Genomic DNA, 16,450 nt, shown 5'->3' on the forward strand with positions numbered 1-16,450 from the left:
GCTTCCACCCGCCTCGAAATCACTCCAGGACAAAGATCTTGTCGGGATTGAACAGATTCTTCGGGTCGAGCGCGCGCTTGATCGTGCGCATCAGATCGACCGCATCGCCCAGTTCGTCGACCAGCGCGTCGCGCTTGCCGAGGCCGATGCCGTGTTCGCCGGTGCAGGTGCCGTCCATCGCCAGCGCGCGCGCGACAAGGCGGTGATTGATCGCTTCCACTTCCGCCATCTCGTGCGGGGATGCGGGATCGATCGCGAAAACGACGTGGAAATTGCCGTCGCCGACATGCCCGACGATGGTGGCCGGCATCGACGCGCCTTCCAGATCGGCCTTGGTTTCGCCGATGCACTCGGCGAGCCGGCTGATCGGCACGCAGACATCGGTGGTCCAGCCGATCGAGCCCGGCCGCAGCCCGAGCGCGGCATAATAGGCCATGTGCCGCGCCTTCCACAGCCTGGAGCGTTCCTCCGGCAGGTTCGACCAGCGAAACTCGCCGCCACCATTGGCCGACGAAAGCGCGCTCAGCGTTTCCACCTGTTCCGCGACCGAGCGTTCCGAACCATGGAACTCGAACAGCAAGGTCGTCTGTTCGGCATAATCGAGCTTCGAATAGGCGTTGCACGCCTTCATCTGCATATCGTCGAGGATCTCGATCCGTGCGATCGGTACGCCGAGCTGGATCGCCTGCACGACCGTGTCGACCGCCCCCTTCAACGTGTCGAACGGGCAGACCGCGGCCGAGATCGCTTCCGGAATGCCGTGCAGCCGCAGCGTGATTTCCGTGACGATGCCCAGCGTGCCTTCGGCGCCGATGATCAGCCGGGTGAGATCATAGCCCGCCGCCGACTTCCGCGCGCGGCGCGCGGTGCGGACGATGCGGCCGTCGGGCATCACCACGCGCAGCGACAGCACCGCTTCGCGCATCGTGCCGTAACGCACCGCATTGGTGCCCGATGCACGCGTCGATGCCATGCCGCCGATCGTCGCATTGGCGCCGGGATCGATCGGGAAGAACAGCCCCTGGTCGCGCAGATGCTCGTTGAGCTGTTCGCGCCGGACGCCGGCCTGGACGGTACAGTCGAAATCCTCGGCATTGATTTCGAGGATGGCGTCCATCTCGCTCAGGTCCAGGCTGATGCCGCCGCGCACCGGCGTGACATTGCCTTCGAGCGAGGTGCCCGCGCCGAACGCCACGATCGGCACTTCGGCGGCGACGCACAGTTTGACGAGTTCGGCCACCTCCTCGGTCGAACGCGCGAACACCACCGCATCGGGCAGTACCGGATCGAAATGCGTTTCGCTGCTGCCATGCTGCAGGCGGATCGACTCGCCCAGGTGCAGGCGGTCCCCCACCAGTGCCTGCACCTGGGCAAGGAAGCCGTTCGGCAACGGCTTGCGGCGATCGGCTGTAAACGGCGCGGTCATGCTCAGAACCGCGCCGTGGCGCGCACGCCGATGCGGCGGCGATTGCCCTGGATCGCCAGATTCTGGGCGATCGGCGCGGGCAGGCCGGCGCGCAGCAGCACGGATCTGTCGATGTAGCTCTCGATATATTTGGCGTTGAACAGGTTGGTCGCGAAGCCGGCGATGTCGAAATGGTCGCCCAGGCGGAAGGTGATCGAGCCGTTGACGAGATGATAGGAGGACAGGCGCGGCGCCACATTGGGATCGAGCGACGATCCCACCCGGCTGCCTTTGGCGACGATATTGGCATCGAAGATCAACGCATTTTCCCCCAGCGGCACGGTGTAGTTGGTGCCGATATTGAAGTTCCAGTCCGGGGTGAAGATGATCCGATCGGTCGACACATGGAAGCCCGTCGTCGCGAAATACTGGCTGTCGTCGGTAATGCGGGCATGCAGCAGCGTCGCGCTCGCGCTCAACCGCCAATTGTCGGTCACGCGGTAGCTCGCTTCCGCTTCGATGCCATAGCTTTCGACGGTGCCGGTGTTGAGGTTGATCGCGACGAAGCCAACACCGCTGGTGTTGGGCGCGAGCGAATTCTGCCCGATAAAATTCCTGTAGTCGTTGTAGAAGATGGCGGCGTCGAGCGAGAAGCGGCGATCGGCGCTGCTCAGTTTCGTGCCCAGCTCATAGGTCCAGACATCGTCGCCGCGATAGATCAGGTTCGGCGCGCCGGGCCCGTTCTGGCCGCCGCCGCGCACGCCGCGCGCGACCGAGGCATAGGTCATGAAATCGGACGACCAGCGATTGGAGAGCGTCACCCGCGGCTGGAATTCGCTGGCGCGGTAGGTCGGCGCGGTGGTCGCGGTGCTGACGTCGAGCGTCTGATGATCGTAGCGCCCGCCGACCGCGAGATCGAGCGTATCGGTCAGCTTCGCGAAGATCGTGCCGAACACCGCCTGCGACTTGTTCTCGGTGAAGGCGGCGCTTGGCGCGGAGAGGCCGAGCGGGACGATGGTGTTGACCGCCGACGCGTCGGTCGTCGACTTGCTGGCGAAGACGCCGATCAGCGTGGAGATCGAATCGCTCCACTGCGTATCGAAGCGCAGCTCGCCCGTCCTGGTGACCAGCTTCGAGCGGCCTGAGGTGCGCAGGAAATCGATCGGGCTGTGATCGCCGTCGCCCGCCGAGACCACGTCACGACGATTATAGGCGCCGACGACCGTGATCCTGGTGTTGATCGCGTCCGCGTCGAACTCGCCCTTCAGATTGACGCCCTTATAGGTGATCGTCGCGCGGTTGAGCTGGTTGGTCGATCCGTCCAGCCGGTAATCGGTCGGGCCGGCGACGTTCAGATATGGCGTGTTGCCGCCGCTCACGCGATCGTAATTGGCGTTGAGCGTAAACTGCGCCCATTGCGCGGGCTTCAGCCGGACGGTGCCGTTCACCGTCTTTTGCGTCAGCGGGTTCTGCTTGCCGCCGGCCAGCAGATTCTCCTGGAAACCATCCTGGTGATGATAGGCGCCACCGATGCGGACCTGAAGGACATCCTCGACGATCGGCCCGCCGATGCTGGCGGAGATCGATCGATAATCGTCCGATCCGGCCAGCGCCCCGTCCATGCGCCCTTCCCACTGGTTGCCCGGCTGGCGGGTGATGACGTTGATCGCGCCGCCCAGCGTGTTGTTGCCGAACAGCGTCCCTTGCGGCCCGCGCAGCACCTCGATCCGCGAAACATCCACGATCGGGCTGTTCAGATAGGATGTGTTGGGCTGGTAGATGCCGTCGATGAAGATGCCGACGCCGGGCTGCACCGTATCGATCAGCGTGGTGCCGATGCCGCGCATCGAGACGAAGGCGCGACCGACCGAGTCCGAGTTGATGTTGAGCCCGGGCGCGAAGGCGGCAATGTCCTTCACCGTGTTGATCTGCTGCTGCTTCAGCATGTCGCCGCTGAGCGCGGTCACCGCGATGGGCACATCCTTCAGCGATTCCTCGCGCTGGCGGGCGGTGACGATGATGTCCTGATCCGCGGCTTCGGCCGCTGGCGCGTCCTGCGCGGTGGCCGGGACGGACAAGAAGGCGGCGGCGGCGCAGCCGGTGGCGAGCAAAGTCGTGAAGCGCATCGATCCTCATCCCTGAGAAAGCGCCGATCCGATGTCGGGGCTTTTCCTATGCGCAATACCTATCTGATAGCTTACCTATATGAAAGGTCTGACTCGCCGCCGATCTGTGCCGTTCGGCCCGATCAGTTGACCGAACGGCACGGTCAGGGAAGAAATGGCGCGGCGGGCATGACGGGTTCGAACCGCGCCGCGCCTGCCGACAGCGAATAGACATGCCGGGTCTCGCCATCGAATTCGGCCCAGGGCAGGCGACCATCGGTGGCGAAGCCGACCCATAAAGCATGGATGCGCGCGGCGAGATCCTGCGGCGGCGCCTCTCCCGTCAGCCCCTGCGGACCGGTCGTGGTCTCCAGCGTATCGAACACGAAGGGCATCTCCATGCCGTGCGCCGCGCCGAGTTCGCCGCCGAACGCCGGCGATCGCCAATCGAACTCGTACAGGTGTGCGCGCCCGCGATGCGCCTTCGCGAAGCGGCGCGCCGGCCAGCGGAAGACGAGATCGTTCAGCGCATCGGTCAGCGCCTGGCCGGGCTTCACGCCCGCCCGCCCCATGCCATAGGCCTTGAGCAGCTTGCGCGCATGGGGCTGCGAGCGATGCACCACATAGGTCGCGAGCAGCCGGCCGATCCTGTCGCGCACGCCGGTGGGCACCAGATAGAGATTCATCTCCTCCGCATTGGTGCCGATCAGCAGATCGACCTCCGCCCCCGCGCCCGCCGCCAGCGCATCGAGCGGGCGCTGCGGCAGCACGTCGTCGCCATGGACGGGGGTGAAGCGGCTGATCCCGAACACGGGCTCGCGCCCCTCGGCGTCGCGCAGGTCGATCCGGGCCGTGGGCATCGCTATCTTTTCAAGCGCATCGAAACAGGTCTCTGGAGAAACGCTGCGAAAACCCTCCGCATCGGCAGGGATCTTGAGCAACTTCGCCAGTTTGCGGACCAGGCGCTGCATGACGCCGATCTCACGCGTCATCCCGCCATGGCCGCTCTGGACGATCGCTCGCCGGAACAGCCCCTTCGCCAAGGGCGAGGCCATCAGGTTTGCGATCGACATCGCGCCGGCGGATTCGCCGAACACCGTGATATTGGCCGGATCACCGCCAAATGCGGCGATGGTGTCGCGCACCCAAGCCAGCGCCGCGATCTGGTCGCGCAATCCCAGATTGGTCGGCACGCCCGGGATCGGCAGGAAGCCCTCGATCGCCAGACGATAATTGATCGCGACGCAGATGACGCCGCTGCGCGCGAAGCCGCTGCCGTCATGCACCGCTGCGTCCTTGCTGCCGACGACGAAGCCGCCGCCATGGACGAATATCATCACCGGCAGGTCCGTCCGGCCGTTGTCCGGGCGCCAGATGTTGAGCGTCAGATAATCGTCACCGCCCTGCCAGCCGCGCCCGATCAAGGGCGCGACGTCGAGCCCCGGAAAATCCTTCACCCGGTGCGGCGCGCAGGGCCCCGGCACCGTCGCATCGCGCACGCCCGTCCAGGGCATGGGCGGCGCGGGCGGCGCGAAACGCAGGGTGCCGACGGGCGGCGCGGCATAGGGAATGCCCAGGAAACGCCGGACGCCGCCTTCGGCAGCACCCCGGATCGCGCCGGCAGGAATCATGATCTCGACGGGCTTCACACGGCTCTCCGATAACGGTCACGACGAAATGCCGTGACCGCATCCTATCACCGCGCAGCGCCGTAGCGCCGATATCCACTTTGCCGGCCGTCACTTTGACCATGCCGTGCGGCGGGTCAGCCTACGTCAAATCCCGTTCGTGTCGAGCCCTTCGACTGCCCGCCAGGGCGGGCGCTCAGGATGAACTTCGGCCCAAAGGGCCGAAGTCGAGACACGCTGCGCCGCGCCCCACGTCCCTCGACTTCGCTCGGGACAAACGGTGTTTAAATCCAAATTCTAGACTTACGTCAGCCCCCGCAGCTTCCCGCCGTCGGCACATGCCGGATCGGCCGGCCCGCCGCGGTGCCCGTCGCCTTGCCGCCATCGATCGCGACAGCGCCGTTGACGAGCAAAGTCCGCACGCCCTCGGTCAGCACCTCCGGATTGATATAATCCGCCTTGGGTCGATAGGCGGCGGGATCGAAGACCACGACATCGGCATAATAGCCCGAGCGGAGATGGCCGCGATGGTCGAGCTTGAACATGTCGGCGGTGCGGCCGGTGCTGCTGTTGATGAAGTCGGCGAGCGAGATCGCCTTCTCCTTCAGCACATATTTGGCGTATTTCTGCGGATAGGTGGCGTACATGCGCGGATGGCCGTGCGAACCGTCCGAACTGGTGACGACCCAGGGCTGCTTCATCAGCGCCTTGATATCGCTTTCCGCCATGTTGAACGAGACGACCGCGCTGCCCCGGTCGCTTTCGGTCATGATCCTGAGCGCCGCGTCGATCGGATCGACATTCCACTGCTTCGCGATCTCGTCGAGGCGTTTGGCCGTCCACGGGAAACCATGCGCGCTCAGCAGCAGCGAATTGGGGCCGCCGCGACGGCGCAGATTCTCGCGCATTTCGGTCTTGATCTTCTCGAGCTGCGCGGGATCGGCGAAGCGCTTGAGCATCGCCTCGCGCCCGCCATCGACCGCCCAGCGCGGCAACAGCGACGCTTCCAGCCCCGAGCCCGAGGCTTCCCAGGGATATTGATCGGCAGTGACGTCGATGCCCTGCGCGCGCGCCGCCTCCACCGTCGCGATCAGTGCCGGCGCCTGGCCATGCACGTCGACGCCCAGCGCCTTGAAGTGCGCGAAATGGACGGGCATGCCCGCCGCGCGGCCGATCTCGATCGCCTCCTTGGTCGAATTGACCACACCGATCGTGTAGGAGGATTCGTCGCGCTGATGCGTGTCGTAGACGCCGCCGCGCTTCGCGGCTTCCCTGGCCAGCGCAATCACCTCGTCGGTCTTGGCGAAGCTCTGCGGCGCATAGAACAGGCCGGTCGACAGGCCCAGCGCGCCTTCGCACATGCCCTTGGCGACCATCCCCTTCATCGTATCGAGCTCGGCCGATGTCGGCGCGCGATCGTCCTGGCCGATCACCGCGCGGCGGACCGCGCCGAAGCTGACATAGGCGGCTGCGTTGATGCCGAACCTGTTCTTCTCGATCCCGCCGAACAGACCCGCCACGTCGGAGACGCCACCCGGCTGACCATGGCCGTCGACACCGGTGAAGATCGTCGTCACGCCCTGCATCATCCAGGGCAGGTTGAGCCGCAGCGTCGGATCGGTCGCGGTCAGGAAGGTATCGGCATGGGTGTGCGGATCGATGAAGCCGGGCGCGACGACCATCCCCTTGGCATCGATCACGCGCTTGCCCTTGAACGGGTTCTTCGCGCTCGGCCCGACATAGACGATGCGATCGCCCGACACCGCGACATCGCCGATCACCGGCTTCGCGGCGCTGCCGTCATAGATGGTGCCGCCACGGATGACGAGATCGGCGTCCTTGGCATGCGCCATGGCCGGCGCGATCGAAAGGGCGAGCGCGCACAGGACGAGGCGGCGGCCGGAACCTGGCGGGTTGGAAATGGATGGCATCGATCGAACTCCTTGGCGCTGGGCCATATGATAGCGGAACACGGGGAAGCTCAATTGCCCCGGGCGAAATGGATCGCGGTCACCCGTCCGGTGGTCAGGGTGAAACCCTTGCCATCGTCGTCGAATGTCAGGCTGCCTTCGTCGCTGCGGAAGACACCGTCGCCCCCACGCTGGAAGACCAAGGGTTCGCCGGACTTGGTATAGGGCGACGACACGGCGGCGGTGAGCTTCGCACCGTCGACGGTGAGGTCGTAGGTGGCCTGAAGTTCGGGGGATACATAGCGGCCGGCAAGATTGGGCTTCGCTTCGGCGGCCAGGATATTGCCTTCGAGCAGCGCGATCACTTCATCCGCCTTCGCCACCGGATTCCAGTCGCCGCGATTGCAGAAGACCGCCACGCCCAGGCGGCGTTCGGGCAGTCGTTCATACTGGTTGCGGAACGCTTCGGCGCCACCGCCATGCTCGACGAAATACTGGCCGCGCCGCTGGCCGACCATCAGGCCGCCCGCATAGGCCTGACTGCCCATCTTGCGCCCGGCGGGCTGGCCGTTGGTGAAGGTGCCGGGCTTGAGCATGATTGCCTGCACCGCCGGGGTCCAGACCTTGTGGCCGATCTCGATATCCTGGTCGAACTTCGCCAGATCGTTGATCGACACCATCAGCCCGCCCGATCCGCTGAACCGGGGATAGGTGTCACGGATCACGAAGCCGCCATCCTTGGGATTGTAGCCGTGCGCGATCTTCCCCACCGGCTCCGCATCGTTCATGAAGAAGCTGCTCTTCATGCCCAGCGGCTTCAGGATGGCCGCATTCACATAGTCGGCGAAAGGCTTGCCGGAGACGCGCTCGACGATCTCGGCCAGCAGCAGATAGCCGCCGTTGGAATAGGTCCAGTCGGTGCCCGGGGTGAAGTTCGTCCCCTTTTGGCGAAACAGCAGGTCGAGCGCCTGAGCCTTGTTCGATTCATTGGAACCGGCCAGCCCGGCGAGGCGGAGCAGCGTCAGCGAATCGCGGATACCGGCGGTGTGATGCATCAGCATGCGCGCGGTGACGGGCACTTCATATTGCGGCAATTCGGGCAGATAGGTGCGGATATCGGCGTCGAGATCGATCTTGCCCTGCGTCGCCAGCATCGCCGCCGCCAGCGACGTGAACTGCTTGGAGACCGAGGCGGCGTAGATCAGCGTGTCGCCATCGAGCGGGGTACCCTTTTCGATGTCCGCCGAGCCCGCCGCGGTGACGAACAAGGTCTTGCCTGCCTTGAACGCACCGACCACACAACCCGGCGCCGCCGCGCCCTTGGGGTCCGACACGATCCGCCGCACCGCATCGAGATCGACCGGCGGCGGTGCCGCGGCAGCCGCGACCGGCGCCGACAGCAGCGCGGACGCAAGAAGAAGGGCAGTCAGCTTCATGTCGATTTCTCCCGAGACCCTTGGCGCGGATAGGGACGCGCATCTTGTATGCACACAAAGGAACGCCGCCCGCCCATGCACGCAAGACGCAATTGCGCGTTGGGTTATAGCCTCCGGTTATCCACCCATGGGCGCGACGGCGCGGCGCCCGGTGAGCCAGGCAAGACAGGCGACACCGGCGGCGACCGCCGCGCTCGAATGGAACTGGCTGGCGAGCGCGGGCGTCAGCGCCATCGCGAGCAGCACCGCGACGATGCCCGCGATCGCGGCATGGCTGGCCCAAGGGAACAGCCACATGCGCACGCCCAGCCGATCGGGCGCCTCGCGTTCGAGCTGCTTGCGCAAACGGATCTGCGCGAAACAGACCAGCAGATAGATGAACAGCATCGTCGCGCCGGAGGCATTGACGAGGAAGCTGAACACGATCTGCGGCGAGAGGGCGGAGGCGGCGAGCGCGACATAGCCGAACAGGCTGCCGATCAGGATCGCGCGTGCTGGCACCTGGCGGCGGTTGACGGCGACCAGCCATTGCGGCGCATCACCCTTGGCTGCCAAGGTGAACAGCACGCGCGAGGTGACGTACAGCCCCGAATTGAGGCAGGACAGCACCGCGATCAGCACCACGACGCTCATGATCGTGGCGGCACCGGGCACCTTCATATGGTCGAGCGCGGTGGCGAAGGGCGAAATGCCCGGCGCGATCTGCGTCCATGGCACGATCGAGACGATCAGCGCGATCGACACGACGTAGAAGAGCAGGATGCGCAGCGCGACCGATCCCGTCAGCCGCGCCACCGTGCGTGCCGGGTCTTCCGATTCTGCCGCCGCGATCGTCGCGATCTCCGCGCCGCACAGCGCGAAGATGACGCTGGTGACGCCCGACAGGATCGCCAGCCCGCCCATCGGCGCGAAACCGCCATGCGCGGTCAGGTTGGCGAAGGTCGGCGCGGGTGCGGTGAGGCCGAAGGCATAGGCGCCGGCGATCGCGATGAAGACGATGATCGCGCCTACCTTCAGCGACGAGAACCAGAATTCGAACTCGCCATAGGACCTTGTCGACATCAGGTTGATCGCGGTCATCAGCGCGAGCAGGACGACGCCGATCTGCCATGCCTCGAACGGCAGCCAGGCCTGGAGGATGATCGCCCCCGCGATCGCCTCAATCGCGACGACCACCACCCAGAAATACCAGTAAAGCCAGCCGCTGACGAAACCCGCCGTACGGCCGAGCCCGATGCGGATGAATTCGGTGAAGGCGCCCGCGCCGGGAAAGGCGGTCGCCATCTCGCTCAACATGCGCATGACGAGCAGGATCAGCCCGCCCGCCAGCGCATAGCTGAGCACCACCGCCGGACCGACCGTCGCGATCGAGGTGCTGCTGCCGACGAACAACCCGGCGCCGATGATGCCGCCGATGGCGATCATCGCGACATGGCGGGGCTGGAGCGAGCGGCTGAGCCGCGTTTCGGGTTCCTCCACCCCCGCTCCGCTCATCGCGGCGCGACCGGGCGGAAGCGGATGCCGGTGACGCGCGGGGTCTGGATCAGGAAACCGCGCCCGTCATCATCGACAACCATGCCGGTGGTGTCGGCCCTGAGCGCCCCCGTCGCATCGCGGAAAAAGGCGAACATGCGCTTGGGCTCCGCATGACCCGGCCAGGCCGATGTGACGGTGGCGGTCACCGTGTCGCCCTGCACCGCGATCCGGTATTCGGCCTTGAGATCGTCGGAGACATAGGTGCCGGGCTGCGGCATCACACGGCTCGGCGGCACGACATAGGGCGCCGCCACCACCGGCCGATATCGATCATAGGGCGTCAGATAGCCGGGCTCGACCGCATCGATGATCCGGTCGATCCGCTGGAGCGACCCGCCGTCGGAGCGATTGCACAACACGGCGACGCCCAGCGCGCGATCGGGCAGCCGCATATAACCGGTGCGGAAGGATTCGAAGCTGCCGAGATGATAGACGGTGCTCCGCCCACGCCTTTGCCCCACCACGACGCCGCCGGCATAGGGCATGCCGTCAAAATTGGGTGCCGTCACCGTGCGGCCGTCGCTGAAGGTGCCGGCGGTCAGCATGATCGCGGCCACCTTGTCCGTCCACACCATGTGGCCGACCTGGATGTCATGGTCGTAGCGCGCCATGTCCGCGATCGTCAGCATCAGCCCGCCCGATCCGCTGAAGGCGGGATATTGATTGCTCGGGCGCCAGCCGCGGTCGGTCGGCACATAGCCATTGGCGATCAGGCCCGGCGGCGGCTTGCCCGAGACGAAGAAACTGCGCGTCATGCCCAGGGGCTTGAGCACCGCCTCATTGGCATATTGGTGGAAGGGCCGGCCCGATGCGCGGCGGATCACTTCGGCGAGCAACAGATAGCCGCCATTGGTGTAGGAATAGGCGGTGCCCGGCACGAAATTCGTGTCCTTCTGCGCCATCAGCAGTTCGAGCGCAGCCTCCATATTGCTGCGGCTCGCGTCCTCGACGCCGGCCAGGTTGAGCAGTTCCAGCGAATCCCGGATGCCGGACGAATGGTTCATCAGCATCTGGACGGTGATAGGCGCCCGGTAGCGCGGCAGTTCGGGGATCCATTTATGGACCTCGTCATACAGGCCGAGCTTGCCGCTCTCGATCAGCTTCGCCGCCGCCAGCGCGGTGAACTGCTTGGCGACCGATGCGGCGTAGAGCAACGTCTCGCCATCCAGCTTGCGGCCGGTCGCGATATCCGCGCTGCCCGAAGCGCCGACATGGATGGTCTTGCCGTCGCGGAAGACGCCGGCGACACAGCCCGGCGCAGCCATATCCGCGGGGTCGCCCAATATCCGCTGGATCGCTTCGTTCCTGTCGGTCGCGGCGTTCGCCGGCATGCCCGACAGCACCATCGATACGGCGATCGCCGCACGCCCAATCCGCCAGCCCGTCCGCATGCGCCCTCGCCCCCCAGCCGATGATCCCGTATCGGGAGACTAGAGCGCGGCGGACATTGGTCAACGGACCCGCTATTTCCGAGCGTTGCCCACCCCATAGCCATAGGCCATGCCCTCGACACCATGCCGCGCGCGACAGCATCATAACCCGCAGCTATGGGGTGTAGTCCGATTTGCGCTTGGAACCGGCGCGCCGGGCGGACATGGACGGCGAGACTCGGCCCGGAGACCCAGAATGACCAGCCTGCCCGAATTCCTGTCGCGCGTACGGCCGCCGATGACGCCGGCGCTGGTCGTCCGGCGCGAGGCGCTGCTGCGCAACCTGAAGACGATGCAGGGCTATTGCGATGCGGCGGGCGTCCGGCTGCGCCCCCATGGCAAGATGCACAAATGCTCGACGCTCGGCCGGCTGCAGATCGAACTCGGCGGCGTCGGCCTGTGTTGCCAGACGATCGGTGAAGCCGAGGCCTATGCGGCGGCGGGCATCGCCGATCTGCTCGTCACCTCGCCGATCGCGCCCTGGGCGGCGCCCCGGCTGGCGGCGCTCGCCGCGCGCGAGATCGGCATCGCCGTGGTCGCCGACGATGCCGGGCAGATCGATCGGCTGGACGAAGCCGCCCGCGCCGCGGACGTCACACTCTCCGTGCTGGTCGATCTCGATCTCGGCACGCATCGCGCCGGTTGCGCGCCCGCAGCCGCGCCGGCGCTGGCGCAGCGCATCACCGATGCCGGCAATCTGCGTTTCGAAGGCGTGCAGGCGTATCTCGGCCACCTCCAGCATGTGACCGACCTGAAACGCCGGCGCGCCGCCAACGATATCGCCGCCGCGCGGCTGCGCGGGCTGGTCGAAACACTCGACGCGGCAGGGCTCCATCCCCGCTTCGTCACCGGCGGCGGCACCGGCACCTATGCGCAGGATCTGGCGAACGGCGTGTTCAACGAACTTCAGGCCGGATCCTATGCGGTGATGGATATCGAATATGGCGATTGCGACGCGCCCGATGGCGGCGGCCAATGGCCATTCGAACCCGCGCTGTTCATCGCCGCCACCGCCGTTTCGACACGGCACAAGACGCATGCAACGATCGATGCCGGGCTGAAGGCGGTTTCCGTCGACGGGCCGCGCCCGCGCGTGCTGGCGGGCGCAGCGCCCGGCAGCGAATGGCGTGCGTTCGGCGACGAGCATGGATCGATCCTGCATCCGGCGCACATGCCGGTCTTCGCGATTCCCGATCGGATGGAGCAATGCGCGGCGATCGAGGTGATCGACAATGACGACGCCGTCGAATGGCCCGCCGACGCGCCGCAAACCGGCGATCCGGTCTGGCTGCAGCCCGGCCATTGCGATCCGACGATCAACCTGTACGACGCGCTGATCGTCGCCGACGAGGACGGCGAGTGGGAAAGCTGGCCGATCGACGCCCGCCGCGTCACCCGCTAGAACCTTCCCCCGGCAAAGCGATTCCGCCCTGCCGGGGAAGACTCCGCTTCAGTATCTTGAGCGCTTCCCGAAAAACCGGTTCTCACTTTTTCGGGAAGCGCGCTGACGATCAGCGCGTCGGCCGGCAATCCTTCAGCCATACGACGTGGCGGAACGCGTCGAACTCGTACCAGCTACCGGTCAGCTTCACGGTCTTGTCGGGCTTCAGCGTCAACGCATAGGCCGCCTGGCCCTTCGCCATCAGGCAACTGATATCGGTCTTGAAGGGGGCGGTGTTGGGAAGGCGGATCGCTTCTTCCCAGGGATTGGGAATCTTGAACGCGACCCGGTAGAATTCGCCGTCGCGGACGACATGGTCCACCATGCCCGAAACGGTGAAGCTCCGGCCCTTGTACCGAAGCGGAACCGCGGCCGGATTCCGTTCGGTATCCTTGGAAATCTGATGCGAGAGGGCGATCGAATTGATCGCGAGCGGGGCGCCGCCGCCCGTTGCGACGGACCTGCCCTGTTCGGCCGCCGCCAGCCCGGCCTTGCCGCCCTTGATCTGATTGAGAATCCCGCACAGCTCGGTCATCACCGCCGCTTCCTTGACGAACATCGCTGCGCGCAGCTTCGCTTCCATGCGGACGGTGCCGACCCCGCCCTGGCTGCTCGCGGAAATGATGATCGGGAACGCGCGGCTCGATCCACTCATCGGCTGCTCGATCAGCATGCTGCCCTCTTCGGCTTCCTCGGCGAGGATATCGTAATTCCGGGGTGCGACGAGCCCGCGCATCTGGCCGATCGCGCTGGCCGGCGTCAGTTGCGCCACCGAGATCGTGGCGATGAAGCGCAGTCCGCTGACCGGGCTGCCCGCTTTGACGAAATTATCCTCGCACATGCCGGCCTGCGCCATGGCGGGTACGGAGAAAGCCAGTCCCGCAAGCAATCCCTTCAAACGCACGTCATGCTCTCCGCCACCCTGGATACAGGCCGGCCGATCCCATCGTGCGCAGGCATCGCGCAAGCACGACCCCGCCCAACCGCACGCGAGGGCGGCGCAGCGGCGGTACGATTCTGCGAATGGCGATTGCCGCCTGACGAGCGGCACTCGACAGACCCGCCGCCTTCGGGTCAGATGACGGCCATGACCATTGCCGGACACAGCCACGACGCATTCGCATGACCGACGTGTCCGTCCTGATCGTCGATGACGAACCGCTGGCGCGCGGGCGATTGCGCAGGATGCTGGGGGCGATGCATGGCGTGCGCGTGGCGGGCGAAGCCGGCAACGCCGTGGACGCCTGCCAGAGCATCGCCGTGCTCAAGCCCGATCTGCTGCTTCTCGATATACAGATGCCCGGCGCGGACGGCTTCGAACTGCTCGATCGGCTGGGTGACGCCGCGCCGCCGACCATCTTCGTCACCGCGTTCGACCATCATGCCCTGCGTGCCTTCGATGCGCGCGCGATCGACTATGTGACCAAGCCGGTGGAACCCGGACGCTTGGCAAGCGCGGTCGAACGCGCACGCCTTGCCGCGGGCGCCCAGGCCCGACAGGGCCGTATCGTCGAGTTGCAGGAGACCGTCGCGACCCTGCGCGCGGAACTGCGCAAGCGGGACGGCGGCGCGATCGAGTTCTGGGTACGGTACAAGGGCGAGCATCTCCGCATCCCCTCCGACAGGATCAGCCATATCCAGGCCGAGCGCGATTATGTCCGCCTCCATGCCGATGGGCAGTCCCACCTCTATTATGAAAGCCTGGCGTCGCTCGAACGCAGGCTCGACCCCGCGGAATTCGTGCGCATCCATCGCAGCACGATCGTACGGCGCGACCGCGTCCTGCGCCTGCGCGGCGCATCCTTCGCGGCCCTGATCGTCCATCTCGACGACGGCAGCGAGGTCCGCGTCGGCCGCACCTATGCCAAGGCCATGCGCCGCATGCTGAATGGCCCGGCATAGAGCGATTTGCGGTTCGTCCCCGCGATATCGCCATTCGCAGAATAGCATGTCGTTCGGCCAAGGCGATCCCGCGCCTCACAGCCGGACCCATGGTGCGGGATCGGGTGCCCGATACGGTTCCTGAGCGCGTGGCGGCGCGAACCGATCATGTCGCCACGGGCAATCCGTAACCGTAAGACAAAGAGGATATCCGATGAATATCAAGACATTCGCACTCGCGCTCGGCGGCGCCGGCATGCTGATCGCCAGCGGCGCGGCCATGGCCGCGCTGCCCGATCAGATCGCACGCCAGGCACCCGCCGCCACCGTCGAGGCGCCGACGAAAACCTCCGGCACGTTGAAGGCCCTGATGTCCGCCAAGCCCGGCAAGGCCGATCTGGCGAGCACCTGTGCAGATCCGTGGTGGGAGATGAGCGGCTGGCAGGCGCTGACCTGCGCCTATATCCGGGCCCGCATGAAGTAAGCCGCACGGCGAGCCCCATGTTTCAGCACGGGGCTCGCCGTCATCCCCCAGCCGGCCGAAACGGCAGATCCAGGATGGCGCGATAAACCGTCGAACCGGCGGGGCCATGCGTGAAGCGCGCATCGTCGGAAAAACGCGACGCGATCCGTTCGCGAACATTGCGCAGTCCGATGCCCGTGCCGCCCCTGTGCGCCGGGGCCCCACCCGCCGGCATGTCGTTCTCGATCATGACATTCAACCGATCGCCGTCGCGCCATGCGCGGATCGCGATACGGACCTTGCCCGGCGTTTCGCCCACGCCATAACGTACCGCATTCTCGACAAGAGGCTGGAGGATCAGGCTGGGCACCAGCGCATCGCCGCACCCTTCGGCCAATTCGATCACGACGGACATCCGGTCCGCGAAGCGCTCGCGCTCGATCTCCAGATATCCCTGCTGCAGGGCCAGTTCGTCATCCAGCCGCACATCGTGCATCGGATCAAGCGTCAAGGTGGCGCGCAGGAAATGCGACAGCGACTGGACCATGCGCCCGGCCCGCGCCGATGCACCTTCCTCGATCAACCCACGCAGTGAATTCAGCGTGTTGAACAGGAAATGGGGATTGATCTGGTAGCGCAACGCCCGCATCTGCGCGGCCAGCGCCTCTTCGCGGGCGGCGGACAATCGCGCGTCGCGATCCCGAATTTCGTGACTATAGGTCAAGCCCAGCAACAGACAGGCCCAGCCGAAGAAGATCCACCATCGGAACAGCGCATTGCCGGCAATGACGCGCACGGTGTAGCTGCCCCAGTCGGTGAAATAGTCGTAGCGGAACAGGGCGATGTCTGCCGCCACGTAGATCGCGGTCGCGGCGATCGCGAGCAACAGCCCGATCAGCGCCTGGAGCGGAAAGGACAGGCGGCGCGTTCGCATCAGCACCGGCGCCATCAACGCCGCCAGCCCGAGCCCCAGGGCAAAGAGCATCATCTTGCCGAACAGTTCCTGGCCAAGCGCCTCGTCGAGCGCGCCCGCAAGCAGAAACGCGCCCACCCAATAGAGGACGCCTATCCAGCCGGCTTCCCGCCACCAGCTACGGCGATCGAACGCGGATGCCCTGCCGCTTGCCACCTCCGTCGTCATCGCAATTCCCGCCGATGCCGGCCATGATCGCCCGGCGAGGCGCATTACAGCATGACCGGCAGCCCCGGAAAACG

General features: G+C 65.9%; 12 protein-coding genes. 3 read left to right on the top strand and 9 right to left on the bottom strand.

From position 1 onward, the window contains the following. Positions 1 to 19: 19 nt before the first annotated feature. The 7 genes from K7G82_RS16305 to K7G82_RS16335 form a co-directional block, all read right to left on the bottom strand. Positions 20 to 1,426, bottom strand: coding sequence for an FAD-binding oxidoreductase (locus tag K7G82_RS16305; protein ID WP_222990979.1), 1,407 nt, complete (start codon positions 1,424 to 1,426; stop codon positions 20 to 22). Between the two features lie 2 nt (positions 1,427 to 1,428). Continuing rightward, complete coding sequence (locus tag K7G82_RS16310) at positions 1,429 to 3,531, bottom strand: TonB-dependent receptor (protein WP_222990980.1); 2,103 nt, start codon at positions 3,529 to 3,531, stop codon at positions 1,429 to 1,431. Between the two features lie 143 nt (positions 3,532 to 3,674). After that, positions 3,675 to 5,159, bottom strand: a complete 1,485-nt coding sequence (locus K7G82_RS16315) for a carboxylesterase/lipase family protein (protein WP_343228593.1) — start codon at positions 5,157 to 5,159, stop codon at positions 3,675 to 3,677. A gap of 287 nt (positions 5,160 to 5,446) precedes the next feature. After that, positions 5,447 to 7,069, bottom strand: a complete 1,623-nt coding sequence (locus tag K7G82_RS16320; protein ID WP_222990981.1) for an N-acyl-D-amino-acid deacylase family protein — start codon at positions 7,067 to 7,069, stop codon at positions 5,447 to 5,449. A 50-nt stretch (positions 7,070 to 7,119) separates the two neighbouring features. Continuing rightward, on the bottom strand, positions 7,120 to 8,484 hold the full coding sequence (locus K7G82_RS16325) for a serine hydrolase domain-containing protein (RefSeq protein ID WP_222990982.1): 1,365 nt from the start codon (positions 8,482 to 8,484) through the stop codon (positions 7,120 to 7,122). Between the two features lie 117 nt (positions 8,485 to 8,601). Beyond that, on the bottom strand, positions 8,602 to 9,978 hold the full coding sequence (locus tag K7G82_RS16330; protein ID WP_222990983.1) for an amino acid permease: 1,377 nt from the start codon (positions 9,976 to 9,978) through the stop codon (positions 8,602 to 8,604). After that, entirely contained in the window at positions 9,975 to 11,411 is a 1,437-nt protein-coding gene (locus K7G82_RS16335) for a serine hydrolase domain-containing protein (RefSeq protein ID WP_222990984.1), read from the bottom strand. The genes K7G82_RS16330 and K7G82_RS16335 overlap by 4 nt, the downstream gene beginning before the upstream one ends. Before the next feature lie 235 nt (positions 11,412 to 11,646). On the opposite strand from K7G82_RS16335, the gene K7G82_RS16340 reads away from it, so the two are divergent. After that, a complete protein-coding gene (locus K7G82_RS16340) occupies positions 11,647 to 12,852 on the top strand; it encodes an alanine racemase (RefSeq protein WP_222990985.1) in 1,206 nt (401 codons plus the stop codon). Between the two features lie 109 nt (positions 12,853 to 12,961). Here K7G82_RS16340 and K7G82_RS16345 read toward each other — a convergent pair whose 3' ends face one another. After that, positions 12,962 to 13,795: a hypothetical protein gene (locus K7G82_RS16345; RefSeq protein WP_222990986.1), complete on the bottom strand. Its 834-nt coding sequence runs from the start codon at positions 13,793 to 13,795 to the stop codon at positions 12,962 to 12,964. 218 nt (positions 13,796 to 14,013) lie between these two features. Between K7G82_RS16345 and K7G82_RS16350 the strand changes: the two genes are divergently transcribed. Further along, entirely contained in the window at positions 14,014 to 14,793 is a 780-nt protein-coding gene (locus K7G82_RS16350; RefSeq protein WP_222990987.1) for a LytR/AlgR family response regulator transcription factor, read from the top strand. Positions 14,794 to 14,986: 193 nt separating this feature from the next. Next, positions 14,987 to 15,256: a hypothetical protein gene (locus K7G82_RS16355; protein WP_222990988.1), complete on the top strand. Its 270-nt coding sequence runs from the start codon at positions 14,987 to 14,989 to the stop codon at positions 15,254 to 15,256. 40 nt (positions 15,257 to 15,296) lie between these two features. On the opposite strand, the gene K7G82_RS16360 is transcribed toward K7G82_RS16355, so the two are convergent. Continuing rightward, complete coding sequence (locus K7G82_RS16360) at positions 15,297 to 16,376, bottom strand: sensor histidine kinase (RefSeq protein WP_222990989.1); 1,080 nt, start codon at positions 16,374 to 16,376, stop codon at positions 15,297 to 15,299. Between the last annotated feature and the right edge of the window lie 74 nt (positions 16,377 to 16,450).

Origin of the sequence: Sphingomonas colocasiae (genome assembly GCF_019880585.1) — a bacterium.
Lineage (GTDB): Bacteria > Pseudomonadota > Alphaproteobacteria > Sphingomonadales > Sphingomonadaceae > Sphingobium_A > Sphingobium_A colocasiae.

Coding starts and splice junctions, on each gene's coding strand:
- K7G82_RS16330 (WP_222990983.1), bottom strand. CDS start 9,978: ATGAGCGGAGCGGGGGTGGAGGAACCCGAAACGCGGCTCAGCCGCTCG.
- K7G82_RS16325 (WP_222990982.1), bottom strand. CDS start 8,484: ATGAAGCTGACTGCCCTTCTTCTTGCGTCCGCGCTGCTGTCGGCGCCG.
- K7G82_RS16350 (WP_222990987.1), top strand. CDS start 14,014: ATGACCGACGTGTCCGTCCTGATCGTCGATGACGAACCGCTGGCGCGC.
- K7G82_RS16340 (WP_222990985.1), top strand. CDS start 11,647: ATGACCAGCCTGCCCGAATTCCTGTCGCGCGTACGGCCGCCGATGACG.
- K7G82_RS16310 (WP_222990980.1), bottom strand. CDS start 3,531: ATGCGCTTCACGACTTTGCTCGCCACCGGCTGCGCCGCCGCCGCCTTC.
- K7G82_RS16320 (WP_222990981.1), bottom strand. CDS start 7,069: ATGCCATCCATTTCCAACCCGCCAGGTTCCGGCCGCCGCCTCGTCCTG.
- K7G82_RS16305 (WP_222990979.1), bottom strand. CDS start 1,426: ATGACCGCGCCGTTTACAGCCGATCGCCGCAAGCCGTTGCCGAACGGC.
- K7G82_RS16360 (WP_222990989.1), bottom strand. CDS start 16,376: ATGACGACGGAGGTGGCAAGCGGCAGGGCATCCGCGTTCGATCGCCGT.
- K7G82_RS16355 (WP_222990988.1), top strand. CDS start 14,987: ATGAATATCAAGACATTCGCACTCGCGCTCGGCGGCGCCGGCATGCTG.
- K7G82_RS16335 (WP_222990984.1), bottom strand. CDS start 11,411: ATGCGGACGGGCTGGCGGATTGGGCGTGCGGCGATCGCCGTATCGATG.